Raw genomic sequence first — 25,056 nt, 5'->3', positions numbered from 1 at the left:
AAATTGTATAAATATAAGTTTATTTTTATTTGTTTTGATTTTATTTTTCATTTCTAGGGATTATAAAAAGGCTAATTAATATTAATGGTATATGCTAATTTAAAGGGGTTTGTAACGATATATCTTATAAACAAAAAGGGTATGCCCAAATTTGGGCATACCCTTTTCCTTACTTCACATACACATAGGCTTCATTTGCAGTTATATAGTATGTTACGCCTTTACTGTTGTGTACTTTGTATTGTGGCGAACCATTAACGGATACTTTAGCATCAATAGTAAATCCAAGTCCTTCATCTACCGTTCCTGCTACATCTTTATCAGACCAAGAAGCAGCGTCATAGAAGCGAAGGTCGTCCACTTTAGAAACAACACGTTTTCCTACTACAGAACTTGAAGTAGTAGTTTGTCCTCCTTGATATTTAATGTAAGATGGGTTGTTATAAATCCATTGGTTACCGCCAAGATTTAACCAATCACCTTGTTTTCCCCATACTTGATATGCTTCTCCGTTATTTAATTGACGGATAACACCATAATTTGTTGATGGTCCACTTCTTAGATTTACGTTAAATCCATCAATATAAGCTACTCCTGTTTCACCTACAACGTTTTGAGATGGTTCTTGTGGTTTTGGTTTAACTGTAACTGTTGCGCCTTCATACGCCTTTTGTACGTCCGCTCTGAATTGTGATTCTGATACACCGTGACTGCGAAGGTAATCAATCGGATCTTCGTGGTCAGTTCCACCTAATTTGTAAGTAATATCTTTATGTGTCCATAAACCTTTGCTTGGATGAATTCCTCTATCTTTTAAAATCTTAGCTAATAGTTTTACATAACGCTCGTAAGAAGATTTAAATTTATCTGGGTTGCTAGTTTCAGAAAGTTCTACGTGAACAAATCTTTTATTTGCAGCTGGTCCAGCACCATAAGCAACATATTTTGTATCAGCGATTTGGACTGTTTCGTTCCAATCTACAGCATAATGTACAAATGCATTTCTCCATGTTCTAGCTTCATAATTTCGAATGTTAATAGCTGGTGCTTCTGGTGTTGCAGTACTATGTGCAACAACGCCCTCATAAGCGCCCACACCGTAGCGATATGCTTGTTTCGGTAAGTCTTGGATAATTAGTACTCTATCGGCAAATGAAGCCGTAGCAAACGAAAATAAGAGTAATAGAGTCATAAATAATGAGCTAAATAGTTTAATTGGTTTTTTCATTGTGTATTTTCCCCTTTTTGCCAAACAAAAAGAGCACCGTCTTTTGACAATGCTCTCCTTATGTAAGGCGTGTATTTTTTTATTTGGTAGTATGTTTTTCTTTTCGTGCATCACTTCTTTGGATCTTTGCTTGAATTTCGGATGCTACACTTTCTAATAACCATGCAGGAATCCATTTTTCCCAGCCAATTCGTGCACAGTTTGCTGCGAAACTATTAAAGATGTGGTAACTCAATCCACCGACTACCATGAAGAAAAAGAAATCAGGTAGTTTAAGAGCAATATCAAATAAATGTGCAAGAGCTGGTAATGATAAAAGCACCACGGTTCTCGTGATGCCCTCAATTCCATATTGTGATGAGTATGTTCCATCTAGCTTTGAAGCTTTACTACCCGTAATCCAGTCGAGCATGATAATCCAGCAATAGATCGATATCCAAATTAAGTTCGCTTTACCGTATAACAAATTAATTATTGTTCCTAATCCACCACCTATAGCACCACCTACTTTAAATTGAGTACTTGTAATAACATCGCTTATATTCAGTGCCTTGATGAGTTCGTGAATTCGTTCCAAGTTCTCACCTCCCTTCAAATTTTGACCAAAATAAAAAAGCCTACTGTTGTACGCTTAGAATTTACGTATTTAGTCTCTTCCAAGAATGCTCTAATGGTTCTTGACGAGGGTAGTTCACTTCTTGTTTTGAATCATTTTGGATAATCGATTTATCTCTGAAAATATATCCATTTCTGTTTACTGTTTTTCTATTTCCGGTTTGAATGATATTGTCGATTATTGTGCCCTTTCTCTGTAATGCTGACCTGTTCATCTTTTGTAAGTCTGGATCAAAAATAGAAGCTTTAAAAATATTAATTTTAATCACCTCATTCTATGCGAAATGCTAATGGAGCAGGTAATGATCCATAACTACTTTTTGCGTTTACATATTTAAACTTTTGTACCTTTTCGTTCACTTCCACCTCCAAGATATCTCCACTTACAATCCCTATATCGGCAGTAGAGTATATACCGCCAAGTTTTCCCCTAACTCCATAGTCCTTATGAGAAATGTAAAAAGGTAACATAATGAAATTATTATCAATATTGGGGTTTCTTGGAATAGGTATAGAGAGCCATATACTTCGATATGCAGCTACCTTTTGTGTCCAATTACTATTTTTAGGCCTACTAAAAGTTAGCCCTGTATTTGATTCGCTGGCACTAGAAAAGGCGCTTGAATACCAAGTTAATGCTCTTGTATAGGGTTCGTGTAACTCTTCAAGCATTAAATCTTCTAAAACACCGACATAGGATACTACTGGGTAACTACTTAGGCTACTTGGTGGAATTGTACAAATAATAATTTTTTCTTTATCAATGAATGTATATAATTCTATTGTAAGTAAAGGATCAACCTGTGGTCCGTCTCCAGCAGAAACACCAGAGTAACTACGGCGGCCGTTATACCAAGATACAGGGTATTGATAATCTTCGCTAATCCCTCTGCCTTTCGAACTATCATATCCAGTGCAAAATCTGAAAAATGAATCTGAATATAAAGTTTTCCTTATATCATAGTTAGACTTATCGGAACGATTTTCTACATCCCTCCCATCATATGGACTAAATTCTATGAAGATGTTTTTTTTACCGTCATTTCCGTCGGAGTACATCATGTAGATATCTTTTTCATTTTCTTTGTTAGCGTTTAACTGTTTCCACCCAACACGCAACATTTCGTTAATAACAAGGTCGAATATATCTTTTTTTAATGGTGTGAATCTCTTGAATATATGTTCTGTCATAAAAAACACTCCTTTATTTTAAACTTACTGCTTTAATGATTATTGTAAATAAAGTTGGTTCATTTCCTTTGTTTTCAATAAAAACATGAGCAGTACTTGTTTTATCTTTATCTTCGCAAGGGATTGCTAATATATCGTAAGTTTTCTTCTCTTGATTACTCTTATATATCTGTAGTCCATTTTGTTTCTTATCAAAAATTGAAATAATAGATTCAACATCTTTATCGTTTGTTACATGAATAGTTCGAATATCAAATTTGTTGTATTCCATATTCATTGAAAGGTATTGAGTTTGTCCGTTTTGCACGAGTATTTGTTCAGATTTTTCGATAAGTACGGGTGATGAACTATCACCTACAGTTCCTTTGTAACGATTGATTTTCATTTCGGTACCCATGTAAACACCTCAATCATGTTGCAATTTAATGTTAAATAAAATAGGTTCAAACCCAATGTAGTTTAAATCTTTAGTTACCAGTACCCAAAACTCCCTAGAACTATTTGCGCTTAATGTATTTATTGAAATTTGTTTTACCCAAGCTAAGTTATCTAACGAAATATTTGCCCACGTATATCCCACCTTTTCCATGTATTGCTCAATAGAAATTTTGAGATTATGAACAGCTACAGAATTTTCATTTTGGACCATCATTTTAATGATTCTTTTTCCCTCAATCATATTTCCTAAATTAGTTGGATCAGTATCGCTTAGTTCTTTAGAGTCCATTATGATTTTTAAAGGAGAACCCATATTATAGATGTCACCGCCATAAAATAGGGCTTTCTTTTCTGCTATAAGGCTATTTTGTTCATCGTAAACTTCAATGGTTCCTTGGAACTCTAAAGATGGTAGGTTTATATCTATACCGGTATTTAATTTGCCCACTTGATTAATAGATAGTGTAGTGCCATTTTCATCTCTTAAAATTACTCTGTTATTTGGGAACAGTTGTCTTAACTTTAATTTGTGGCCACTCGTGATAATGATACGATCAATATCTAGCGGCTTGTATGGATCTGCGACACCTTTCTTTAATACAACACCGATTTTAGTCGCTTCTAATTTGTCGCTATCTGCATAATCAAAGGTAGCATCTACCTTGCTATAAAAGTCCCATTGTTCACCAGTAGAAGTAGCAAGCCATTCCCTGTGTTCTTTAGAACTATTAATAGAATGAGATTCAAGAAATTCTATTTTATTATCAGCGTTTTGATATATAATCAATCCGCCCTTATCCCCTTCAACATCGGGAGTATAATCAGCAATGACTTGTATCGCTATATCTCCTTGCGGTTTGTTGATTAGTAACATTACATCTTTATCTGCTGTATGATTCAATCTTATAAAGCCTTTTCTTGCAGCAATACTAAAAGATTCGGACGGTGATATAATCCATTCCGGGTTTATGGAATCGAAATCCTCTATAAATATTTTCCCTGCTTCTTTTTTATATAAAGAGACTTTTCTCATAAAATCAATTAAGTATCCAGAACTATCAATATCAAAAGCGTTAAACCTATGGAATGATATATTGTTGTTTTCGATTTTAATAATACACTCACGGATTGCTTGTTCCGTGAATTGCTTTTCATATTTTAAAACATAATTTTCATCTGCTTTGCTATTTAAAGAGAAGTAATCTTTATTTCCGTCTATCGATATAGAAACTTGTCCAGGAAGATTAGAAACTTCCGCAATAACACGTAGCTGTTTACCAAAAAACTTGAATCGTATATATTGGCCATTTGTAATACCGGAGTAAAATCGGTCAGAGCTACTTAGGTCAAAATCTGTATCAAATAGTGAGAAATTTTGAGAATTACAGTCATATCTTCTCCACCCCAGTTCGGGTGTCTTTAACACTTGTCCAATGGTGGCCATTTCATCACCTTCTATCTTGTTTTCTTCCAATTAGAATTTGTCCACCAAGAAGAACGGCTATGACGTAACCATAGTTTCGGTTTTTCTTTTTGAACTTTTCTATTTTCATCAACTTCAATGATTTCAGTAGGGTAAATATTATTAACAATAAAATCATCAAATTGTATGCACTCGGTATCAATGAATTTATTAATAATAAACAGTTCACTTTCGATGATTTCAGTATCAATTCCCAGAACTTTTTCCGCTGGTTCAAATTCCTCCACTGAACTTTCTATGCAAGTATCCCTGTTAAATCGCTCGAATTTTTCTATATCAGTTGCTACACTTACATCTCTATCAAATGTATCTAATTCTAGTATTAAAGACTGCTTTGCAGGTGTGTCAGCTGCATCATAATCATTAGCTATTTGTGAATCTAATTCTAATACAGGTCTTTTAAAATCTATTATTCCGGACACATCCGTAATGATATTTGGGGTGCAACGCTCCATATCAATGCTATCAACTATTTCAGAAGTTATAGTAACTTTGGAACGATCCATTATATCGGACAACACCGTCGTTGCTTGTAACTCCCGTTTAACCCTTGCAAATAAATCATAATCGGGTAAATAAACAGGTAATCCCATACCTTCAAATAAATCCATCTCTTCATTTTTGGCTTCTAATTCAATAACACTTCTATCTGCTGTAGAGGATTCTCCCTCTATAACATCAATTTGTTTGTTTTCTCGTGTGCTCAATTCATCTGTTGTAATGTGTGAAAGGATATTCTGTGATTTTCTATTAAACTCCCGTGATTCAATGGAATCTGCTATTACTTCTGGCACTAATTTGTAAGCATTAGCTTCATTGTCTATTATGGTATGGATTAGTTCTTTTTCACGAGTAGCATTATCAAATCCAATAATGTTTTCTGCGATAAGATCCCGAGTTAAAACGAAATCAAATGCAGTATCGACCACATCAATAGTAAGTTCACGGCCCTTATTATCCATCGATTCCAATACTTCGATAGAATTCCCGGTTAATTCGTTCGTAACTCGAATTGATTGTGTTTCATCTTCAATTTCACTTTCGTGACATGAGTAAATTTTATTTGCCTGTTCATATCGTGCAGAGGATGCTATTACTTCATTTTGAGTTCTTTTTGAATCTTCCATATCAAAGGTTTCTAGTTCCAAAGATAAGTTTTTTCGTATAAATGTTTCGTCTGTTGGAACTGCTGCTAGTATTTCTATATATTCTCTTTCAGCTAATTCGAATGATATTGAACCTCCATCAACTTGAATAATATTTCTATCTGCAGTATCAAATTTTGTATAATTTGCTTTTAATTCTCTTTGGATTCTTGCAAATAAATCATAATCAGGTAAATAAACAGGTATTCCTAGATCGTTAAATAAATCATATTCTTCATAAGAAGCAGTCACTTCATGAATACATCTATCCGCCATTTCTAAAGGATGTGTTGTTACTGCAGTTAACTCTTTAATTACAATCTCACCTGTGCCATTCTCAAATATATTAGACTGCAGTTCTTTTTCTTTTCGGTCTGCCAATATACTTTCGTAGAATTTTTCTCCATACAATACACGAGCTACTTTCACCCATTCGGGAAGTTCTTCTACTTCTGTAGCAAACTCACGAATTTTCTTATGAAGAAGCTCTTCTATGACTTCATTCATTTCATATTCGTCTGTAGTTCTAGACATAATAGATTCATTTACGATTGTGGTTTCATGCGTATCAAATGGTTTATCTGCAAGTTCTTCTTTCACATGGCCCATATCAAAAATACGGCTGCGTTGCTGCGCTGACTCATCAGCTGTAATATCTATTGCAAAGCATCTTGATTGTGTAAGGTTTTCCATTTCAGAAATATCTATATTAACGTTACGATCTATATCAAAAGCATTTAACGTTGTAATACTTGCTTCAACTTCAATGTCCCTGGAAGCCTGGTTAATTACATCAGAGAAGACACCTTTAATTTTGTTTACTCTTGTTGCGAATACACCTGCATTATCCTCTTTAACAGCCTTAAACCTTGAATTAGGTGGCATACTTACAGGAAACTCATGCACGTTTTCACCGAAAGGATTAGCAATTGAAATAGAAACACAATAAGTCTTTTCATACGAAAGACTTGGACTAACAGAAACTATATGATTCTTTTTATTTATAAATAAAGAAGGGGCAGCAATCGAATAATTTTTCTCGTTCATCTTTTGCCTTCCCCCTTTCTTGTTTAAATATCTTCTTTATAGATTGCTAGGCCAATTGGATTAAAAGGCGAAAACTTACTTGTGAATGGAGAAACTGCTGTTGTTGGTAGTGTGTAGCGATATAATTGCGCCATTTGATAATTAGCTAGAATTTCACCACCAGGGTATTCCTTAAAAGTTACAGTTTTATCTTCCGGATTATAATCGTAATCCGTTTTAGGAACTTCCTTACAATCCATGAATAGATTCAATGTATTTTCTTTTGGTTTGTGCTCTAAATGGAATATCTTTTTAGTTCCATCGCCTTTACCAATCACTTCATCTGTTACAGTTTTTTCAATTTCAAGCTCATCTGCTTGTTGAATATTTTTTGGATGTACTGCGTATACATCGTCAAGTTTTCCTACATATCCATCATTAGGATGTACAATGTAAATTTGTGATAAATGGTATTTACCGCTATACATAGAAGGGTTAAATCTCCCCTGGCCACTATCAATATCAGCATTATGGGTAATAAATGCAAGGTAATGCTGCTGATACATAGATCCGGTTAATGATTGGGATAAAACAGGCGTTAGATTTCCACCGGATGTGTTTTCACCATAGTCCATATTTGCATTACCAATTTTTTTGGTAGAATTGTTGAATTCTTCCCCAGAACGGCAGCCGCCCATAATAATTAAATTCTTTTGCGGTTTGTTATCAAATGTATACATTCTTCCAATGTACAATGGAACAAACAAAGCTCTTACAGGGCTTGGTGTTGGATCAATTCGCATAAACATTACGACACGATCTTTATGAGCGTTACCATACATGTAAACAACAGAATCACGTTTCCAATCTTTTGTAAATCTTTGCTCCGGTGTCAAACTTAGGACTGTATATGGAGAAGCATTCACAAAATTGATGGATGTAAAGATTTCAGCTAAGACTTTAGATGTACTTTGTACGTCAAATGAAGTCTTTGCGGGTAGGATTTCTGTTACATCACTACCATTACTAGATTCTAGTAAACGTGTACCCGCGATTTTTATGTTGTCTGCACTTGCAGGAGCAACTTTGAAAATAATTGTATCGCCTGTAAATGTATAGTTATTTGCATCTAAAATTGTTCCGTTTTTGTATACTCCAAAACGACTTTCATCAAAATCTGGGTATGGTAATTTAAATACTGTTTTTGTACCATTTCCATTTCCTAAATCTGCATCTGGATCACTTATTTTAACTTCCTTCTCAATAAAGTAACGTGTATAAGTGAAGAAAATAATATCATTTGTTGGTTCATAGGCGTCATTTGCTAAACGATATTCCCCCGTAACTCTGGCTCCTTTTGCTACTGGTGTATTAAATTTAATTAATCCTGTTCTACCATCCACTGTATATGTGTTTTTTTCTTGATAGATACTATTTATATAAACAGATAAGGAACTAGCAATGATTGGAGAAGTAGGAATAATGAAGTCTGTTTTCTTTCCATCTCCCGTTCCGAAATCTCCTAATCGCGATTCAGTGGCCACATATCTTGAATCTGCGAAATCAGAATCAGCAGTATCGTATGCAACTGCAAAACCAAATCTTCTACGCTCCAAATCACTTCCAGCGGATTCGAATAATCGCACATCTATGAATTTGCTGGTTTCTCTTCGGATACGGAAAAATAGATCACGTTTCCATCCGTGATCTACAAATAACTTTTCTAATTCAGTAGGTAAGGTTTGTAAATTTACAATTTTATCGAACCACATTTATATTCATCCCCTATATAGTTTTCTCGAAAATACCTAATCCTGCTGGACGATATGCAGTAGCTGGCATCTTTGTAATTGGTGAAATTGCATCTACGGTAAAGAATCTGTAGATGTCGTGTGTATCTGGACATGTATTTTTTCTAACTTTTAATTTATCTCCATTTAGCAATCCTAACGGGGAGAGAAGTACAACATACGGCATATAACCACGTACCCCTTCATCTGGATGTACAATATAAGCCCTAGATGTATGAACTCTTCCGCTATATAAAGATGGATTGAATTGATACTTATATTCGTCATTATCATGGCTTTGCCATGCTGTAGGATATTGGCCACCATTAGCACCTTTCCGATCAGGTGGCATAATATTACTTGGTATATTCCATGCAATATAATGCGCTTGGTACCTTGCGCCAAAACGGGAACGTTTAATAATTACGTTATCAATGCCGTTACCTGGTGATTTAGGGTATTTCTTTGTGCGTGGCATATAGTTCGATACGTCCCTAAATGGCGTTTTACTTTCAAAATTAAAGCTGTGAGATGAGCTTTCTCCACCTTCATCGTAAGCAGTTCCAGCCCAAAGAGCATCTGCTATGGTGTCGTCATTTCCATAGCTTTCTAAGCGTCCCATGTATACTGGGGTTACAGGGACAGTATTATTTTCAAATGCTGGCGTTTTATCTGCTTGTATTAGTAGGACAACTCTATTTTTATCAACTTGTCCTGTAATACGAACTAAAGAATCTGGCCACCAATTTGTATCAGCGTCTATATTTAGCAATTTAGGGTTTCTCAAAGTAGATTTAACCCAAGGCGACATCATTAAATCAGGCTTATCTGTATAGTCATAAACGGTATATGTATAAGGTCTTCCGTTGTTTATTTCTGTTTTTTCTGTAGCTATCACTTCGGCCAATTCTACATCTATAATGGATTGGAACTCTTTCTTGTCCTCGGCTCCCATAATAACTACACTATCCTCTTGATAGCTTGGTAGTTTTTCAATCATATATAAATACATACATGAACGATCTTTATATTGTGGGTTGTTTTCTAAGTATGTTTTAAATGCAGTTTTACCATCAGGCTTAGAAAAATCGATGTCTAATTGAGTCTTTGCGGTCCACTTCCAAGCTTGAACAATTCCGTATAAACCACCATCACTATTTTTTAAAATTACATGCTTTGCAGCCCAATAATTATGAACAGGGTCGTCCGATTTCGTAGCTTTATAAATAACCTTGTAAAAGCTGCTTACTTTCTTCCATCCATTTTCAATCATGGTGTTTATTAACTCCATATGGAATTCTGCTTCTGATACTATTTTTTCAATATATGCCATAGGTTTCACGCTCCTAATCTCTTAATAGTTGATAATTCAGTTTTACTACTTTGGATGTTCCGGTTATATTGTGGTATTCGAACTTTAATACAGCGTTAGCCGGAATAGGTCTAATAATAGAAAAATTGAATCCTTCTGGTACGTCTTTTACATAAACATTTTTAAATATTTGTTTTCCATCGATAAATAGATTCCAATAATCACGATCACTATAACTTGATGCAGCTATAGAAAATGCAATTAACTCTGTATCGAACGGTAGTGAGAATTCATCTTTTTTTACTGCATCATCTATTCCAATTCTTCTACCTTCTATATACGGTTCCGTTTTTGTAGGGAAATAAGGAGCGTCAAATCTACCGCCCGCCATATATGTAACAGCAAAACTCATGCTATCCCTCCTTTATGATAAAAAATGCAATTCGAACCATACTGTTTTATCAAGGATACCTTGATTTTTAAATGAAAATTGAACCGTACTTCCTGCTGCTAAAGGTTTATAAACCATAAAGTGCATACCTTCAGGAATATCCTTGGTATATATGTTTTTACAAATCGTTTTACCGTTTACAATTAAGCTCCATTTATCATCTAATTCATATATAGATGCACTTACACTTATTGCATACAGCTCCATATCTACAGGTACAGTATATGTAGTTTCATTTGTTTGGAATGAAAAAGAATCCATAATGAATCCAGGTATGAATGGTTCTGTTTTAGTTGGATGAAAAGGCGGATCTAATCGACCACCGGCTAAATAGGTTGTTTCAAACAAGAGTAATCACCCTTTTTCGTGTATTAAAAAATTCCCGTGCATCATCACGATACATCGGGAATTGGTAAATCAGACAGCATACCGTTACCTTTGTTTAGAAGTCGTGGTTGCACACGTTCTAGCTGCTTTTGCGCATTATATATTAATTGTAGCTCCATCTCTTTTCCAGTTACTTTATGTGAGACAAGGACCTTTTCTAGCATACCTTGTGCGTTGAAAGCTAAATCATAGTGTAGGTATTTATCACCATCGACTGCAGATAGGCGGGCACCGTCACGAATAAGCGTATATCCTTCGGTCATGCCTTCTTTAAATACGTCATTTGGATCATTCCCAGGCATTGGTTTACCACCGTTATAAATTTGCCTATCGATTAATCCCTTCATCAAATACATAATTGGATCATATAAGTTTTTTTGCATTATCATAGAATCACCCCTAGTTCACTCTCGTAACAGACCAAGTTTTTGCTGGTCGTTGGATATAATAGTGATCTTTGTCTTGATTTACCCGAGGAAATGATAAATCTGGTAAGGAACCATAATCGAACAAGATATTATTCTGTGTATCCAGTACTTGCAAACGCCCTGTAAGAATCCCCTTAGGATTTCGAACTGCTTCAAATACGATAATATTCACACCATATTCAAGTGGAATATCAACATATGTTGGATTGTTTCGGATGAAATAGTTTTCCGCGACTAATTTATCATTACAGTAAATATTTAATAAGTCGCCATCCTCTACATCCCAATCCCAAAGCTTTAATCTTAATGTATCTACATTTACTGTAATACCAGTTATATCTGTATATGGGGCAGGTTCATAACCGTAGTTAACAGTTAAATCTAAAGTTTGATAGAATCCATCATCTGCAGAAATCATTGTATTAATCCCTTTAACAAAGTAATTCCACTGTTGGCCAGAATCTCTATTGTAAACAGAAATAACATCAAATAATTGAATCCTTGGATCACCAATTACTGCGACTGTAAGTGTTCTAAACTTCTGAATCGCTTTTAAATGATAAGCTGCAGCAACCGCTCTTCTTGCAAAGAACGTTGTCGCCCAAGGAACCTCTACCATTTCCTCCCGTAAATCACCTTGCGATACGTTTTTTAATAGAAACGAATTAAGAAATCCGTTTGCGTAATCACCGCATTTAACAACAATACTGTTACTTATGTCCTGGTCAGTTAGCTGCATATCTAAAGAGATAAGATTTTCCCCTTCTCTAAAACTAAATTTTGCAGGTTCGTTAATTGCATAGTCCGGCATCTTCATGAATGTGCAACTTCCATCCGGTTCATGTTTTATATAATGGAATGTTGTATCTATAATATCGCGTACAATTTCATCCCACTTTTGAAACCTTTTACCGGTTGCTCCCTCAACAATCCAACTTTGATTGGTACCAGGAATATTTACTCTGCTACCGTGCAATGTAACTCCGGCTTTTTCAAAGAAGAATTTCACCACATCATAAACATTACCGGTTGGTGCTACGATCTCATCTGATCCTGGTGTTGGGATAACTGATTTGTGTAAAACTTTTTTATATGATGTGGTGCAGGTAACTGAAATCGTACCGCTTTCGGCATTTACCTTCACATCAGATACAAAACCATGTATATAAGGTAATGCTTCCTCACCGTAGCCAATAGACACTTTAAATTCAGTCTGAGGATATAGTTGATTTGTATTTGTTACCTCACTGTTATAAAACCATTCTTGAATAGAATAGAACTTGCCATACCAGTTATCAGGAGCCATTTGACCGTATTCATTCGCAAAGGTAATAGTAAATGTACTAGCAAACTGATCTGCGTTCTCCTGCACTTCTAAGCCTACTATACGGTGTTGTATTTGTACGTAAGAAGAAGAGTCTCTTCTTTTCATATAAACAATTAAATTAGGGGAGTTATTCCCGACTTGGAAATAGCTCCCCAACATTCTAATTAAAGAAATAGATCCTTCTCTCACATTCCATCAACTCCTATTCCTGCTTGTGACATAGATATTAATTTGCATTTTGCTATGACTAGCGTTCCTTTTCGTATTGCATCTACTTCATTCGGTGGAATTATACCCCCGTAGGTACCGTAATCACCAGTAATAATATGAGGGCGGTATATTTCTCTCATGAAATCACGCCAATAACTGATATCGTTGAATAAAACATTAAATTCTACCTCGCACCCTTTATTCCCGTTACTTTGGAAACGAGGATAACCATGCATAACATTATAGTTTTTTAATCCGTCTAATGATTTCGGCATTTTTGTTTGCTCAATCATTGCGATGTTTGGGACGAAACCAAAAGCGTAATAATGAACGTCACGTATATAAGCTACATCTGCACCACCATAACCGCTTGTTGTGAATTCAATTGTTTGTGGTCCTGCACCGACAAAGATTTCTCTGGATTCCCAGGCATAGGCACCTCTTGCTCTAAATTTTTCAATGCCATTTACCCGAACAATGAAGTTTTTATCCGGTAACATACCATCAGAACCAATAGGAACTTGGGACATAAAAGAAAAGTTATATGTCCCAGGCCATGAAAAATTAATAGTATATTTAATTGTACTTTTTAATTCTGTGGCATCCCATAAGAGGTGATATGAACCAGCTCTTCTATGCAATGTTTTTAATATACTCATACATTTCGCACCGCCATTCCCATTAGATCATCAGCAACTACGTTTTGTAGCAACTTTCTCATTTTTACAAAGTCGTCTGCAGACTGTAATTTTTCAACAGAGACTTTAAATGTAGCATTTTGAATTGATACGCCATTATCTGTTTTCTTCTCAACGTAGGTTTGTCCAGCAAATGGATGTGCAGTTTTACCGATTAGATCAGCAGAACGTGCTCCCATTTGTCCAATTTGATTAGATACATCGGTTACTAGTTTCATTGGTTTAGGTGGAACGACAGCTTTATTTAATAGTTCAGAAGCTTTGTCTACTGCAGGAATCATTTTTTCCATCCCTACACCAAGACCTTCTGTAATATAACCCCCGTATTCCATCATTAACCGGGATGGGCTTCGGATACCAAAGAACTTTAATACTGCTTTAGGTATTCCCGAAACTACTCCTTTAGCTTTTTTTATAAGCCAATCTGCCATACCGGACATACCTTCACCGATACCTGCGATAATATCTTTTCCCCAGCTAACTGCATCTTTTGCTACATTTTTTACTATGGAACCTACTTTACTAAATACATCTTTTACAGTATCTACAACCCCTGTAAATGCACCAGTGATTGCTTTCTTTATAGTTTTAAAGTTACTAACAATAAATTCTTTTATACCGCCAACAACATCTGTTATTGTGTTATATAATTTGTTGAAATTATTAATTACAAACCCAACAAATTCACGAACTGCATTAATGATTGTAAACTTTATAAAATTCCAAGCTGATTGAATCACATTTTTAATTGTGTTCATAACGCTAGAAATTGTATCTTTAATAGATTCCCAAGAAGATTTCACAAAATCTTTTAAGAATTTTAATACTGTAGTAAAGGTTGATTTAATTGAGTCCCAGGCTTTTTTTACAATTTCCTTAATCGTGTTAAAAACACTGGATATTGTATTTTTCATTTTTTCGAATTCGGTTTTTACGTACTGCTTTATTATTGCTAAAGCCATAGAGAAAATTCTTTTAATAGCATTCCATCCAGTAGAGAAAATTTTCTTCCAGGTGTTAACTGCCTTTTGGACACTATCCTTAATGAATTTCCATGTGCCATCTACAATTTTTTTCAATCCATCTAATGCAAATTTGAAGATGAATTTAATAGCATTCCAACCAAAGGTAATTATATTTTTCATTAAGCTAAAATAAAATTTAACTACTTTTACATAACCGTCCCAAGCTTTAGAAAATATTTTACCTATGAATGACATTGCAGAACTAAATACCTTTTTTGTACCTTCCCAGAATCCAGAGAAGAACTTAGACAACCCATTCCAAGCGGATTTCACACCTTTTACAGTGGCATCCCAACCTTTAGAGCAGGCATCACCAATCCATTTAACTGCTTGTTTGGTGTATTTAACAATATCGTCCCAGTTTTTATAAATTAAATAAACTAAACCAGCAATAAGGAGAATCCCAATTGTCCATGGATTTACTAATAATGCGCCTATTGATTTCCCTAGAATCGCTATAGCTTTTCCTATCGCGCCAAACATACCAATAAGTTTAGGGCCTACTTTTAAAAGTCCTGCAAATGCAGTGCTTCCTAGAAAAGCAACTGCTCTTCCTATCATTCCGAACATACCTATTAATCTAGGGCCAAGTTTTAGGATCCCTGTAAATAGCATTGGTACTTTTGTTAATACTGGTACCAGGAATCTAAACGAGCCAACAAATGCACCTACTCCACTTGTCATAAAACCCATCATGGCAATTAACGGCCCTAATACAGCAACCATACCTAAAATTGCTACAATACCAATTTGAATCGGCTTAGGCATAGAACTAAATGCCTTTGCAGCTAGTTCTACCGCTTTAATAATTGGAGGAAGGGCTACTTCTGCAATATCTAAAATAGCTTGTCCTAATGGTTCTAAAGATGCCATTGTAGTACGCATTAACTTTTGCCAACGAACCCCAAAAGCTTCTTGCTGCGTCTTCTGCATTTTTCCCATTGTGCCCTCGACATCGCCTAACGCACCATTTGCATTATTAAGACCTAAGACAGCTTGAGCACCCATGTCTTCCCATTTTGTACCGAATACAGCAACACCAAGTTGGTTTGCTTTTACTTTATCGTCCATCTTACCTAAATCACCTAAGACGGCATTAAACACATCTGCAGAAGTTCCTTTACCTTTGTTAAAGTTATCCCAGACCTTTTGTGTTTGAGGTGACATTTCAGCAAAGGCATCAGATACACCTTTAGAACCATCCTGTACCCGAATACCGAACTCTTTTACAAGGTCGTTAATGTAATCGAGATTATAACTGCCATCACGAGTACCATTCGCCATAATGGTAAACATCTCGTTAGCAGAGAATCCGGCTTGTTTGTACAATGGCGCATATTCGGCCACATTATCAAACATTTCATTTGAATAGTTCAAACCTTCTTGTCCACCAGCAGCAAATAAATCGAATGCTTCCTTTGAAGAAATACCAAACTGATTCATTAACTGCCCTGCACCACGAGTTACTTCATTGATATCAGAATCAAATGTTTTACCCAATGTCATAGCGCTTTTTGTAGCTTCTTCTAATTCTTCGTGAGGAACGTCTTTCATATTTTGATACACTTTTATAAGAGACTGATCCACTTCTTCAATACTCTGGCCAAATCCATCTTTCCAAGTTTCTTTTGCGATTTTACCAAGGTTTTCAGCACCTTTTTCAGTAAGACCTAAAGAAGATTGGATGTTTCTTTGAGAAGTATCGAAATCAGAAGCCACTTTTACAGCGGCAGCACCGATACCAGCTAAAGGTAAGGAAACGCCCGTTGTCATGTTTGTACCAACATCTTTCATTTTGTTACCTACATGACTAATTGATTCCCCTGCTTTTTGAAATTTATCATGCATTCCATTTGCAGTCTTTTGTACTCGATCTTCGAATTGTTGTAAATCTTTATAAGCGCCTTCTGCTTTAATACCAATCGTTCCGAACAGTTGGAACATTTCAGCTAACATTTACGCACCCCCTTTCACGGGGCCGATAACCATTTTATTCTGCATCTTCATCTTCATCGTCTTCTTGGAAGTGGGCCATGATCTGCTCAACATGCGCTTCACATTCTTCTTTCGTCCATACTTCACCCATTTTATAAGACGATTCTTTATCGCCCTGGTTGTCAGTGAGCCCAAAGGCTTGAAGATAATCATTGAAAGTAGTACCTTCTTCAAGCTGACGAGTTTGAAAACCAATGAACGCCATCTTCTTCCACTCATTTAGCTCTTCTTGCTGTTCCTCTTTTGCTATGAAAGAAAATAAGTCCATTAAACGCGAATACGGTATAGATAAGACATAATCATCTGTCCATCCATACCGTTTCTGTATTTTATCGAAAGCACGTAACATATTTTGTTCGGCTTGCTCTAAATATTCATCTGTATTTTCGTCTACGCCAGGATTGGAGCCGCTGCTGATTTGCTCCATTTCTCGCTCTGAATTTTCACGAGTCCCTTGACCTGGTTGAAAAAAGTCATTAAGTCTTCACTTTCTAATAAGCCCTGTATAACAGCGACCATTGCTTCCGGAGGGAATTGACGAAACTCTGCAGCTTCTACCTTTAATAAACTTGCAAAGAACTCTGTGAAATCATCCTCACAAGCAGGAATCATCGTTAAAACACGGAAAGCGAATTCTAACCCTTTTTGTTGCTGTTTCTCTTTAAGTGCAGCTAAATGCGCTTGTTTCTCATCTTCCGGAAGAGAATCTGCTGCTTTTGTTAGTTCATCCATTTCTTGCTTATCCTTTCCGAAATCAGCGAAGTTGGCCATCGCGCTGCGTCCAACCTTCGAAATAATCTTAGCGAATCGCCAAACGTCCGTTACATTTAATCGTCGCATTGATACTTTTACACCTGCGATTGTAATATCTGTACCGGTATTCGTCATTTTTTCTAAAATAGAAGCCATTTTGTACTCTCCTTTTAGCATTTAGCTTGTTTTATGTAATAGAAAACCGACTACCATTTATGCGGTAGCCAGCGCTTTAGTTGCTGCAGTTTTCTTTTTCTTTGGTACATAAATTTCATATGGCGGTGTAGATGGTGCAGTTTCACTATAATGACCGATAAATTTACACTTCAAACCAACCGTTCCTTTACCATCTTTTAGATCTACTTCAATAGATGAGACTACCATTGCATTGCGAATTACGAAAATAACAGGTAATTCACTACCCGAAATCATACCGATTAGTGCGATATCATGGTAATTTGAATCTGGAATATCATTTGAAGGTTTCATAATATCGTAATCTTCTTCTGTAGTGCTATCTACCGTCATCCCAGGTAAAGCCAACTGTAGATTTTCTTTTGTAAATTCAACTAATGTAACCTCAACGTGCGGTACATCTTTTAAAAGCCATTTACCGCGCACTAAATGACCAAGGACACCATCAATATCTGCATCATAATATTCACGATCAAAACCGACTTTTGTTCCGCCAGTAGTCGCTCCAACCATTTCGCCTAATTCTTTTATGCTTTTAAAATTTTTGTAAATAACACCGGGACCAATAACGAAATTATCAGTCGTGCCTTCGCGGACACCGTTAATCAATTTCCAAGCCATTTGTTCTACCTCCTAATACAAGTCCGTTCGAAATGTTCGGACAAGGAATTTCGCATTTATATGAATGATAGATGGGTCTTCATCTGGTACCGGCAGTTTACCTGCACGATGTATAGAAAGTATCCCATCATCTTTTAAACCAACTTCTCTATCTAGTAACTTCTCAATACGTGTAGCAATTAACTTTGCCTTATCATAATCCCCGTTATCACAATACACATCAAAATTAAGAATCATTCGGTCTATAATTTCAACGTCATCCGGATTATTTGCTTCAATTCTTATAACTACATAAGGCATTTCCATATCATCTTGTGCAGTTTGGAATGAAAGAGCAGGCCCTCTGTCCTCGCCTTCACCATACTCTGATAGATTAGCTTTTATTATTTCATCGTTCTCTACAAGCATTCTAATAGCTGCAATAGCGTTAGACATGTATTACCCTCCCATCATTCTTTTAAGTTCTCTACGTTCTTTTTCAAACGCTTTTAATAGGAATGGACGGGCTTCCATATGACTTGTACCAGTTTCAAGCCAAATTGCTTTTTTTAAATCGCTTCCTACTGCACCTAACACTTCCGATTGTGATCGTTTGACATTATACTTAATCGAATTTAATAAATCACCGGTACGAACAGCAGGAGCTTCACCAGGTTTAGAAGCGGTATATTTACGACTCGTATGAGGTATTTTGTATTGCTTACCGCTACGGCTACCTGTGAGATTCTTCTTAACTTGATTTTGTAAATGAATAGATGCTGCTGTGACTTTTTCAACACACATAGCGTTAATATGCGTCTTTACTTGCTCCATATTACTTGAGTACTCAATTTCTACTGAATTCGCCATATAGAATCATACCTTTTCGCAATAAATTTCAATGTGATGATTCATAAATGCAGGATTACGTGGCTCTCCTTTTACTTCAAATGTATAATCAACGCCCACATCTTCATTTTTGAAATAAATAAGATCATTGGGTTTAATTATGTAAGAAGCAGGTGCATATATCTTAAAGGTTGTATCGAAATTTTGTTTATCACGCTTAAACCTCTCATTATCAGCAGCAGAATTAGTAGTTACACGGCAAATCATCTTCTCGTAAACGTCCACTGGTACTTCCGCATAGTTACCAGCGGATTGTTTCTTTTTCATTTTTCGTTTTACTACTACCTCATGAATATATAAATCATCCATATCGCCATCATCGAAGTACGTATTCATGTAGCCATCACCGGCTTAACTCTTGCTCTAAAGCTTTTTAAACCATTGAGTATCTTATTGTTTGTTGCTGGTTCATCCAGCGTTTCTGGGCTAATCTGGTACGAATAATCACCAATACTCTCCGATGTCTTCATACCTTTTCGTTGTAAGTTAGCACGAACTACTGCCGAAACAACCAAATCAATAATACATTTCTTCATAAGTACCTGCAGATCATCATAATCTTGTATCTTATATTCGAATTCATATAACTGATTTTCAGATAAACCATAAACAATACGCCCATTTACAGTAATAGAATCGGTCATATCTTGTTTCGAACTAACATGAGTTACTTTTGCTATAGATTCAGCAGGAAAAGAAAGCCAGGCTAATTTACTTGTTTGGATAATTTCTTTCATTGGATTCTCCGGCTTAACTCTTAAATACTTCATAGCAATAACCGCATAGTAATCTATTAGTTCTTGAATTACTGTATCAGGCATCTTCTGTACATTTACGCGGTCTTTAATGTCCTGCATGGTAATATTCATTATGTTTCTTTCTCCTTCTTATCGACTTCTTTTACAAGTTCAAAATGTCCAGTACTTACAAGATAATCAGCTTTATCATTTGCAACTGTTTCTTCTTGGCCATTCTTAAACTTTTGTCCATAAGCGGTGTAAGTGCCACCGTATCGCAGCGTAACTACTTTCATAATTAACACCCCTTTCACGAATGTAAACTATTACATATTAGTTTACATTCGTATTGTTGGTTTTATTGGTTCTATCTCGTTTTCCGTTAAAAATAAGAAATTATTAAAAAAGTATACATTCAAAACACTGTAAAATTAATAGATTTCCCAATCGCTAGCAAATAAATCAGCTTGAGAAGGCACCCACATATAGCACACACCATCAGCACCCATCATTTGAAGGTATGGCGCACACTTAAATAAATCTCCTTCTTTTAATCCGTAAGCTTCTGCAGTTTGTTTATTACACGGAATCCCTTGCGGATAACCCTTTTGTCTTACTATGAACATTCCTTTGGTATTCCAACCCTTACGGCAAACCTTTTCACCATCTTTTAATGCTTGAAAAGCCCAACTAAAACAACCTAAAAATTCTGTATCTCTCATTATTAATTTCTTCCTCCTTATAAAAAATACGCCTGGCTATTAAGCACCAAACGTATCTGGAATATTTGTTAGGATTGCTACTGCATCCATTTCTTGAATTACAGCATCATCATCAAAGTGAATTACATAGAAACGTTTGTCTTCCATGATTGCACTTTCACCCTCAGTTGTTTTACGGACACGAGTCTCGTATGTATTAACCGCAATGAAGTTTCGTGGATCAGCAAGCATAATTACATCATCTGTTAAAGATGGAACAGTAACAATGCCATATCCCATCGGTTTATTAACTTGGTCACCGGCTCCAAGTAATGCAGCATCGCCAGCACCGGTAGAACGATTTGTTAAATACTCAATCCATTTTTCTCTACGGTTCGGTGACATAATCCAACGCAGATTGCTATTTTTATATTTATTTGGCATTGCACCAGATAAAGCAAAAATAGAACCTTTACCAAATCCATTCGCTGCTACCGCTTCGCCTGTACCAGTTACTAATTTAGCGTGGTCAACAATATGAGATTCTGACGATTTTGTAATTTTCTTTAACCAACCATCATTGATCGATAAGAACGGATCAGAAGATTCAGTGTCTCCATTCCAATGCAAGTCCTCTAAATCAATACCTAATTGAGTTGACATAAGAGTCATTACAGTATCCTCGAAACCTTCACCTTCAATGTTTTCACGAAGAGTTTCTTCTGTGATTTCCCAAGGTAAGCGCATAGCCTTTGTATGGTACTCAATTTTAGAAGTCTTAACACCAGCACGGTATTCATCATCTTTGTTTTCTGTTTTTTTACGCAGAATACGTCCGCCAATTGCAATTTTGTCTAACTCACCTTGCTTTGCTTTACGCATTTCTTTTCGGTGTAATTGTGAGAATGGTGTTGAATCAAATGCCATTCGGAAAAATTCTTTGCTCTGCTCTGGATTTAGTAATCCGCTAGAAAGGGAACCTGTTGAAATAGTTTTTTCGATTTTTGATAAACGTTTCATTAAATCTTGATTATTCATTGTGCTCATAGTAATAATTCCTCCTTATATTACAAGTTTAGATTTGAGAATACAGATTTTTTAATTGGTTGTTGTCCTGGTGTGAACTCTTCATCCGGATCCAATCCTTTACGAATAGAAGCAGTATTTTCAAGGTTATCAAGTCGTTTAGCAAATGGCTCTAACGCTTTTTGGATAACTGCTGCAGCTTTCTCTTCATCTGTTTGTTCTTCTGGTGTCGGTTCTACTTCCTCGCCATTCACTTGTTTCTCAATCTTATCTAACTTAGTTGCTAGTGGTTCTACTGCTTGTTTAACAATCTCTGCAATTTCTTCTACTTTCATTTCTTCATCCTCCTGTGATGTAGCGGCTTCTTTTATTTCATTAATTAAAGAAAGAGCTGCGTCTAATTTCGTGTGATTATTTTGGGATAATACTTTCCCAGCTTTTTTAATAGTTTCTAATAAAATTTCATCTGCTTGTCCATTTCCTTCTGCTTTTACGATGGTATAGCCACCTTTAATAGATGTAAGAACTTCCTTCATATCATCAAGTGCGGCTGTCATACGGTCGATATCGGGACTGTTCTCCCAAATCTCCCAATAGAACACATCTTCGAATAAATCAAAAACAGCACGTAAATCACGATTTTGTTTCCCATCGATAAAACGGTCTTTCACTTCACCTTTTTCGATTTTGTGTGTTTCACCCTTAATAAAATCAAACATTTTGCGAATAAATCCTTTTTCTTCATGGGTAAAATCATCTACCTTCGCGATTTCTACACGTTCACCGAATCCACCCATAGAAAAACCGGTAACTTCACCCTTTTTAATTTCTTCCCAGGTTTCTGTATCATCAACACGAACAGTCATAAGCCATGTTCCTGCTTTTACTTCTTGTTCGCCTACTGTCATGTCGCTTTTAGCAATCCAATTTTCAACTACTGTCCCTTTACCAGCGATTTCATCATGTTGCTTGTCGATGTGTTGGTAATTTTCCATAAAGGTATGAGATGCCTTTTCTATTTCCTCTGCAGTCATTGTATCTCCATGTGAATCTTCTACATCTGGTTCATATACAACGCCTGTAACAAGCTGCTTCTCTTCCTCTGTTTTAAGGATTGGAACTTGCTTTGATATATTTGGTTGTTTATCAGTTGTACTCTTCATAATGGCAAATTGACGACCGTTAGCGCCTTTTGTAACCAATGAAATATAACTAATCTCGGCGTTTTTCAGTTCGTAACCCATTGTTTTACCTCCTTCCCTATAAATATTGGGGTTCCACTGTCAAAACGCATAGCAGCCAATTTAAAGCCGTATACGTTTTGACGATGAAACCCCAATTAAATAGGTGTATTTTATTACTCTTCTGAAATCATAGTGCAGCGACAATGAGGATGAGCTGGCGGACACATCTTTCCATTACTAAATAGATCATCAATATCTACCGTTTCCCCATGTAAACCACCACATTCTTTACAAACACGCTCATCATTTCCTGTAAGCCATGTTTTCTTGTTTCTATTTGCGCCCTTATAAGCAATTAAATTGCCGTAATTCATGGCATATGTTGTTTCTGTACGTGCAATCATCATTGCTCTGTAGTTACTTGCTTCTGACATCACATCTGCAATAGAAACACTTAATGCATCGACACCCATTCCTTCACTAAGATTCTTTAGCATTGTTTCTCTTAATCTATCTTTAGTGGTTTCATGGATTCCCTTTGCTAATTCAAAAGCGTAAGTAGCTACCCATTTTGCAGCAACGTCACCAATTGGATCTAATACCATCCAGGTTAAACCGTTAGAAGCTATAGCACTCTGTACAAACTCTGTTACATCATCCTGTAGTGTGTCTGTGACTTCATCGACAAACATTTGTCGTTCCTCATCCCAATCAACACTATCCAGAAATTCATCAACTTCTGCTTCTGCAATTACAAGATCAATCTCTTCATCTGCTTTATTAATACGAATTACGGGAAGCAGGTTTAAGAGCCGTTTTCCCTGCTCTGAAAAAAATCAGCTACCTTCTTTTGCATAGCTTTCTCTACTTCTTCATGCTTTTCCCTAAATGCATTAATAGCAATTAAGTTATCTTGCTCATTATCTGCAGCTTTTGCAATTGGTTCTATTTGAGAAACGGATTGACCACCTTCAAAGAATGTATCTCCATCTGCTACAGGTTCATAACCCACTACTTTACGACATTCATTCCGTGTTAATATACGTTTCTCGTAACCATCAGCTGCATATTGCATATCTGCTTCACGATCATCTGTATCGATTTCGTTTAATTTAAAATGCCAATCCAAACCGTCTAACATTTCGGCAAACACTCGGAACAATTGATTATTCAATCGATGTTCTAAGATTTCTTGACCAGGCTCAATAATAGAACGCTTGTACATCTCGTTCATTTCTTTAGCGGTTGTTTGCCCCAACGAACCTGTCATAGCCCAACCTATGCGATAAGGTGGTACACGATGGGCCACACATATTTCCATTGCACTATCCTGCTTATATAAACGGAAGCTACCTTCTTTTACATCTGGACTAATCCTTTCTAACCTTGCTTTTGCCCCTGGTGGAACAGGAACTACAGCCAGCTTATGATGTTCGCCCTTTGTTTCCGCAGAGAAAAATACTTTTAGTTCGTTTTCTGTTCCGGAATCTATTTCATCGACTCCCTCAAGGAATAGGATGGAATCAGGAATAGTTTTGCCTGTGAAAAAGTTAATATTGTAATCCCTTACCGCTTGAGAGCCAACTATTGAACCTATAGAGCTGACGTAATTAGGTATCCCATAATAAGAAGAACGAGAACCAAATTTACGAATAACAATTACTTCTCCAGCTTTTTCTGTTCCGTTTTCTGCAACATCCTCTGCACCTAAAGGCCTACCATCAGCAAGATGATAATCATCGGGATAACCAAACTTTTTAAACCAACGTTCTTTGTTATTTACGATTTGAGCAAAGCGTACTTTGTCCTTATGAGCACGTACCGTATGAGCCGGTATATGATAAAGCTCTACCGGACTTTCACCTTTCTTATCGCGAACAACTTCAATAACGCCCCATCCAACCGTTTCATAATCCTCCCATACAGCTCTAAGAATTTCTGAACTTGTCATTTCTGGATTACAATTCCGCATGAACTCTTTTAGCCTTTTATATTGCTCCTGGCTCGCTACTTCTTTCACTTCTTCAAAAGGTGCAAAGTCAAAACCAACACCTGCAATATCATCCACTTTGGCGCTAATACAAGCCGAATGAATGATATGCTCCCCCTATAGTAGACAGAAAAAAGAAAGCTTTATATCCTGTCTACTATAAGGGGGATTTTTTTATGGGGAAAATTAGAAGAACATATGATGAAACATTT

At 36.1% G+C, this 25,056-nt stretch carries 27 protein-coding genes and 1 pseudogene; all 28 read right to left on the bottom strand.

The features are described 5' to 3' along the window. Positions 1-169: 169 nt before the first annotated feature. On the bottom strand, positions 170-1,228 hold the full coding sequence (locus MR168_RS12420; RefSeq protein ID WP_242291309.1) for an N-acetylmuramoyl-L-alanine amidase: 1,059 nt from the start codon (positions 1,226-1,228) through the stop codon (positions 170-172). Positions 1,229-1,307: 79 nt separating this feature from the next. Then, the gene (locus tag MR168_RS12415) at positions 1,308-1,805 is read right to left on the bottom strand and encodes a phage holin family protein (RefSeq protein WP_000439587.1); all 498 of its coding nucleotides are present in this window, start codon (positions 1,803-1,805) and stop codon (positions 1,308-1,310) included. A 61-nt stretch (positions 1,806-1,866) separates the two neighbouring features. Further along, entirely contained in the window at positions 1,867-2,112 is a 246-nt protein-coding gene (locus MR168_RS12410) for a hypothetical protein (protein WP_081114095.1), read from the bottom strand. 1 nt (position 2,113) lies between these two features. Continuing rightward, positions 2,114-3,034, bottom strand: a complete 921-nt coding sequence (locus MR168_RS12405) for a hypothetical protein (RefSeq protein WP_242291308.1) — start codon at positions 3,032-3,034, stop codon at positions 2,114-2,116. Positions 3,035-3,047: 13 nt separating this feature from the next. After that, positions 3,048-3,431, bottom strand: coding sequence for a hypothetical protein (locus tag MR168_RS12400; RefSeq protein WP_242291307.1), 384 nt, complete (start codon positions 3,429-3,431; stop codon positions 3,048-3,050). Positions 3,432-3,440: 9 nt separating this feature from the next. Then, a complete protein-coding gene (locus MR168_RS12395) occupies positions 3,441-4,946 on the bottom strand; it encodes a cell adhesion protein (protein ID WP_242291306.1) in 1,506 nt (501 codons plus the stop codon). Further along, positions 4,928-6,985, bottom strand: coding sequence for a hypothetical protein (locus MR168_RS12390; RefSeq protein ID WP_242291305.1), 2,058 nt, complete (start codon positions 6,983-6,985; stop codon positions 4,928-4,930). The genes MR168_RS12395 and MR168_RS12390 overlap by 19 nt, the downstream gene beginning before the upstream one ends. A gap of 185 nt (positions 6,986-7,170) precedes the next feature. Further along, positions 7,171-8,898, bottom strand: coding sequence for a hypothetical protein (locus MR168_RS12385; RefSeq protein WP_098866655.1), 1,728 nt, complete (start codon positions 8,896-8,898; stop codon positions 7,171-7,173). Between the two features lie 13 nt (positions 8,899-8,911). Next, positions 8,912-10,249: a hypothetical protein gene (locus tag MR168_RS12380; RefSeq protein WP_017673857.1), complete on the bottom strand. Its 1,338-nt coding sequence runs from the start codon at positions 10,247-10,249 to the stop codon at positions 8,912-8,914. A 13-nt stretch (positions 10,250-10,262) separates the two neighbouring features. Continuing rightward, on the bottom strand, positions 10,263-10,640 hold the full coding sequence (locus MR168_RS12375) for a hypothetical protein (protein WP_017673856.1): 378 nt from the start codon (positions 10,638-10,640) through the stop codon (positions 10,263-10,265). Positions 10,641-10,652: 12 nt separating this feature from the next. Then, positions 10,653-11,027, bottom strand: coding sequence for a Low copy number virion structural protein (locus MR168_RS12370; RefSeq protein ID WP_103629737.1), 375 nt, complete (start codon positions 11,025-11,027; stop codon positions 10,653-10,655). Positions 11,028-11,071: 44 nt separating this feature from the next. Further along, positions 11,072-11,455, bottom strand: a complete 384-nt coding sequence (locus MR168_RS12365) for a hypothetical protein (protein ID WP_017673854.1) — start codon at positions 11,453-11,455, stop codon at positions 11,072-11,074. Between the two features lie 10 nt (positions 11,456-11,465). Beyond that, positions 11,466-13,010, bottom strand: coding sequence for a hypothetical protein (locus tag MR168_RS12360; protein ID WP_242291304.1), 1,545 nt, complete (start codon positions 13,008-13,010; stop codon positions 11,466-11,468). Continuing rightward, on the bottom strand, positions 13,007-13,690 hold the full coding sequence (locus tag MR168_RS12355) for a hypothetical protein (RefSeq protein WP_061139370.1): 684 nt from the start codon (positions 13,688-13,690) through the stop codon (positions 13,007-13,009). The genes MR168_RS12360 and MR168_RS12355 overlap by 4 nt, the downstream gene beginning before the upstream one ends. Further along, on the bottom strand, positions 13,687-16,710 hold the full coding sequence (locus MR168_RS12350) for a phage tail tape measure protein (RefSeq protein WP_242291303.1): 3,024 nt from the start codon (positions 16,708-16,710) through the stop codon (positions 13,687-13,689). The genes MR168_RS12355 and MR168_RS12350 overlap by 4 nt, the downstream gene beginning before the upstream one ends. 34 nt (positions 16,711-16,744) lie before the next feature. Then, positions 16,745-17,176, bottom strand: coding sequence for a hypothetical protein (locus tag MR168_RS12345; RefSeq protein WP_242291302.1), 432 nt, complete (start codon positions 17,174-17,176; stop codon positions 16,745-16,747). Next, complete coding sequence (locus MR168_RS12340; protein WP_000146559.1) at positions 17,140-17,658, bottom strand: hypothetical protein; 519 nt, start codon at positions 17,656-17,658, stop codon at positions 17,140-17,142. Before MR168_RS12340 ends, MR168_RS12345 begins: the two co-directional genes overlap by 37 nt. Positions 17,659-17,715: 57 nt before the next feature. After that, positions 17,716-18,318, bottom strand: a complete 603-nt coding sequence (locus MR168_RS12335; protein ID WP_242291301.1) for a hypothetical protein — start codon at positions 18,316-18,318, stop codon at positions 17,716-17,718. Between the two features lie 12 nt (positions 18,319-18,330). Then, positions 18,331-18,753, bottom strand: coding sequence for a hypothetical protein (locus tag MR168_RS12330; protein ID WP_242291300.1), 423 nt, complete (start codon positions 18,751-18,753; stop codon positions 18,331-18,333). Positions 18,754-18,756: 3 nt separating this feature from the next. Further along, positions 18,757-19,167, bottom strand: a complete 411-nt coding sequence (locus MR168_RS12325; RefSeq protein ID WP_000024034.1) for an HK97-gp10 family putative phage morphogenesis protein — start codon at positions 19,165-19,167, stop codon at positions 18,757-18,759. A gap of 6 nt (positions 19,168-19,173) precedes the next feature. Then, positions 19,174-19,542 carry a hypothetical protein gene (locus tag MR168_RS12320; RefSeq protein WP_061663824.1) on the bottom strand — a complete coding sequence of 123 codons (369 nt, stop codon included), beginning with the start codon at positions 19,540-19,542 and terminating at the stop codon, positions 19,174-19,176. Next, positions 19,539-20,075: a hypothetical protein gene (locus tag MR168_RS12315; protein WP_242291299.1), complete on the bottom strand. Its 537-nt coding sequence runs from the start codon at positions 20,073-20,075 to the stop codon at positions 19,539-19,541. The genes MR168_RS12320 and MR168_RS12315 overlap by 4 nt, the downstream gene beginning before the upstream one ends. After that, positions 20,075-20,239, bottom strand: coding sequence for a YqbF domain-containing protein (locus tag MR168_RS12310; RefSeq protein WP_000869887.1), 165 nt, complete (start codon positions 20,237-20,239; stop codon positions 20,075-20,077). The genes MR168_RS12315 and MR168_RS12310 overlap by 1 nt, the downstream gene beginning before the upstream one ends. A gap of 135 nt (positions 20,240-20,374) precedes the next feature. After that, complete coding sequence (locus MR168_RS12305) at positions 20,375-20,665, bottom strand: Thoeris anti-defense Tad2 family protein (RefSeq protein ID WP_242291298.1); 291 nt, start codon at positions 20,663-20,665, stop codon at positions 20,375-20,377. 39 nt (positions 20,666-20,704) lie between these two features. Further along, a complete protein-coding gene (locus MR168_RS12300; RefSeq protein ID WP_098773561.1) occupies positions 20,705-21,682 on the bottom strand; it encodes a phage major capsid protein in 978 nt (325 codons plus the stop codon). A 29-nt stretch (positions 21,683-21,711) separates the two neighbouring features. Then, entirely contained in the window at positions 21,712-22,914 is a 1,203-nt protein-coding gene (locus MR168_RS12295; RefSeq protein WP_242291297.1) for an XkdF-like putative serine protease domain-containing protein, read from the bottom strand. 113 nt (positions 22,915-23,027) lie between these two features. Beyond that, a complete protein-coding gene (locus MR168_RS12290) occupies positions 23,028-23,546 on the bottom strand; it encodes a phage head morphogenesis protein (RefSeq protein ID WP_242291296.1) in 519 nt (172 codons plus the stop codon). Positions 23,547-23,659: 113 nt separating this feature from the next. After that, a pseudogene (locus MR168_RS12285) lies at positions 23,660-24,949 on the bottom strand (phage portal protein); the annotation flags it as partial. Positions 24,950-25,056 lie beyond the last annotated feature (107 nt).

Source organism: Bacillus cereus group sp. BfR-BA-01356, assembly GCF_022663635.1.
In the GTDB taxonomy this organism is placed as follows: domain Bacteria; phylum Bacillota; class Bacilli; order Bacillales; family Bacillaceae_G; genus Bacillus_A; species Bacillus_A cereus.
The sequence above is the reverse complement of the archived record's forward strand: the minus strand, read 5'-3'. Positions and strand labels throughout refer to the sequence as shown.

Excerpts from the sequence above, each read along its gene's own strand:
- MR168_RS12420 (WP_242291309.1), bottom strand. The coding sequence starts at position 1,228 with ATGAAAAAACCAATTAAACTATTTAGCTCATTATTTATGACTCTATTA.
- MR168_RS12405 (WP_242291308.1), bottom strand. The coding sequence starts at position 3,034 with ATGACAGAACATATATTCAAGAGATTCACACCATTAAAAAAAGATATA.
- MR168_RS12400 (WP_242291307.1), bottom strand. The coding sequence starts at position 3,431 with ATGGGTACCGAAATGAAAATCAATCGTTACAAAGGAACTGTAGGTGAT.
- MR168_RS12390 (WP_242291305.1), bottom strand. The coding sequence starts at position 6,985 with ATGCCACCTAATTCAAGGTTTAAGGCTGTTAAAGAGGATAATGCAGGT.
- MR168_RS12385 (WP_098866655.1), bottom strand. The coding sequence starts at position 8,898 with ATGTGGTTCGATAAAATTGTAAATTTACAAACCTTACCTACTGAATTA.
- MR168_RS12380 (WP_017673857.1), bottom strand. The coding sequence starts at position 10,249 with ATGGCATATATTGAAAAAATAGTATCAGAAGCAGAATTCCATATGGAG.
- MR168_RS12375 (WP_017673856.1), bottom strand. The coding sequence starts at position 10,640 with ATGAGTTTTGCTGTTACATATATGGCGGGCGGTAGATTTGACGCTCCT.
- MR168_RS12365 (WP_017673854.1), bottom strand. The coding sequence starts at position 11,455 with ATGATAATGCAAAAAAACTTATATGATCCAATTATGTATTTGATGAAG.
- MR168_RS12355 (WP_061139370.1), bottom strand. The coding sequence starts at position 13,690 with ATGAGTATATTAAAAACATTGCATAGAAGAGCTGGTTCATATCACCTC.
- MR168_RS12350 (WP_242291303.1), bottom strand. The coding sequence starts at position 16,710 with ATGTTAGCTGAAATGTTCCAACTGTTCGGAACGATTGGTATTAAAGCA.
- MR168_RS12345 (WP_242291302.1), bottom strand. The coding sequence starts at position 17,176 with ATGGAGCAAATCAGCAGCGGCTCCAATCCTGGCGTAGACGAAAATACA.
- MR168_RS12340 (WP_000146559.1), bottom strand. The coding sequence starts at position 17,658 with ATGGCTTCTATTTTAGAAAAAATGACGAATACCGGTACAGATATTACA.
- MR168_RS12335 (WP_242291301.1), bottom strand. The coding sequence starts at position 18,318 with ATGGCTTGGAAATTGATTAACGGTGTCCGCGAAGGCACGACTGATAAT.
- MR168_RS12330 (WP_242291300.1), bottom strand. The coding sequence starts at position 18,753 with ATGTCTAACGCTATTGCAGCTATTAGAATGCTTGTAGAGAACGATGAA.
- MR168_RS12325 (WP_000024034.1), bottom strand. The coding sequence starts at position 19,167 with ATGGCGAATTCAGTAGAAATTGAGTACTCAAGTAATATGGAGCAAGTA.
- MR168_RS12320 (WP_061663824.1), bottom strand. The coding sequence starts at position 19,542 with ATGAATACGTACTTCGATGATGGCGATATGGATGATTTATATATTCAT.
- MR168_RS12315 (WP_242291299.1), bottom strand. The coding sequence starts at position 20,075 with ATGAATATTACCATGCAGGACATTAAAGACCGCGTAAATGTACAGAAG.
- MR168_RS12310 (WP_000869887.1), bottom strand. The coding sequence starts at position 20,239 with ATGAAAGTAGTTACGCTGCGATACGGTGGCACTTACACCGCTTATGGA.
- MR168_RS12305 (WP_242291298.1), bottom strand. The coding sequence starts at position 20,665 with ATGAGAGATACAGAATTTTTAGGTTGTTTTAGTTGGGCTTTTCAAGCA.
- MR168_RS12300 (WP_098773561.1), bottom strand. The coding sequence starts at position 21,682 with ATGAATAATCAAGATTTAATGAAACGTTTATCAAAAATCGAAAAAACT.
- MR168_RS12295 (WP_242291297.1), bottom strand. The coding sequence starts at position 22,914 with ATGGGTTACGAACTGAAAAACGCCGAGATTAGTTATATTTCATTGGTT.
- MR168_RS12290 (WP_242291296.1), bottom strand. The coding sequence starts at position 23,546 with ATGTTTGTCGATGAAGTCACAGACACACTACAGGATGATGTAACAGAG.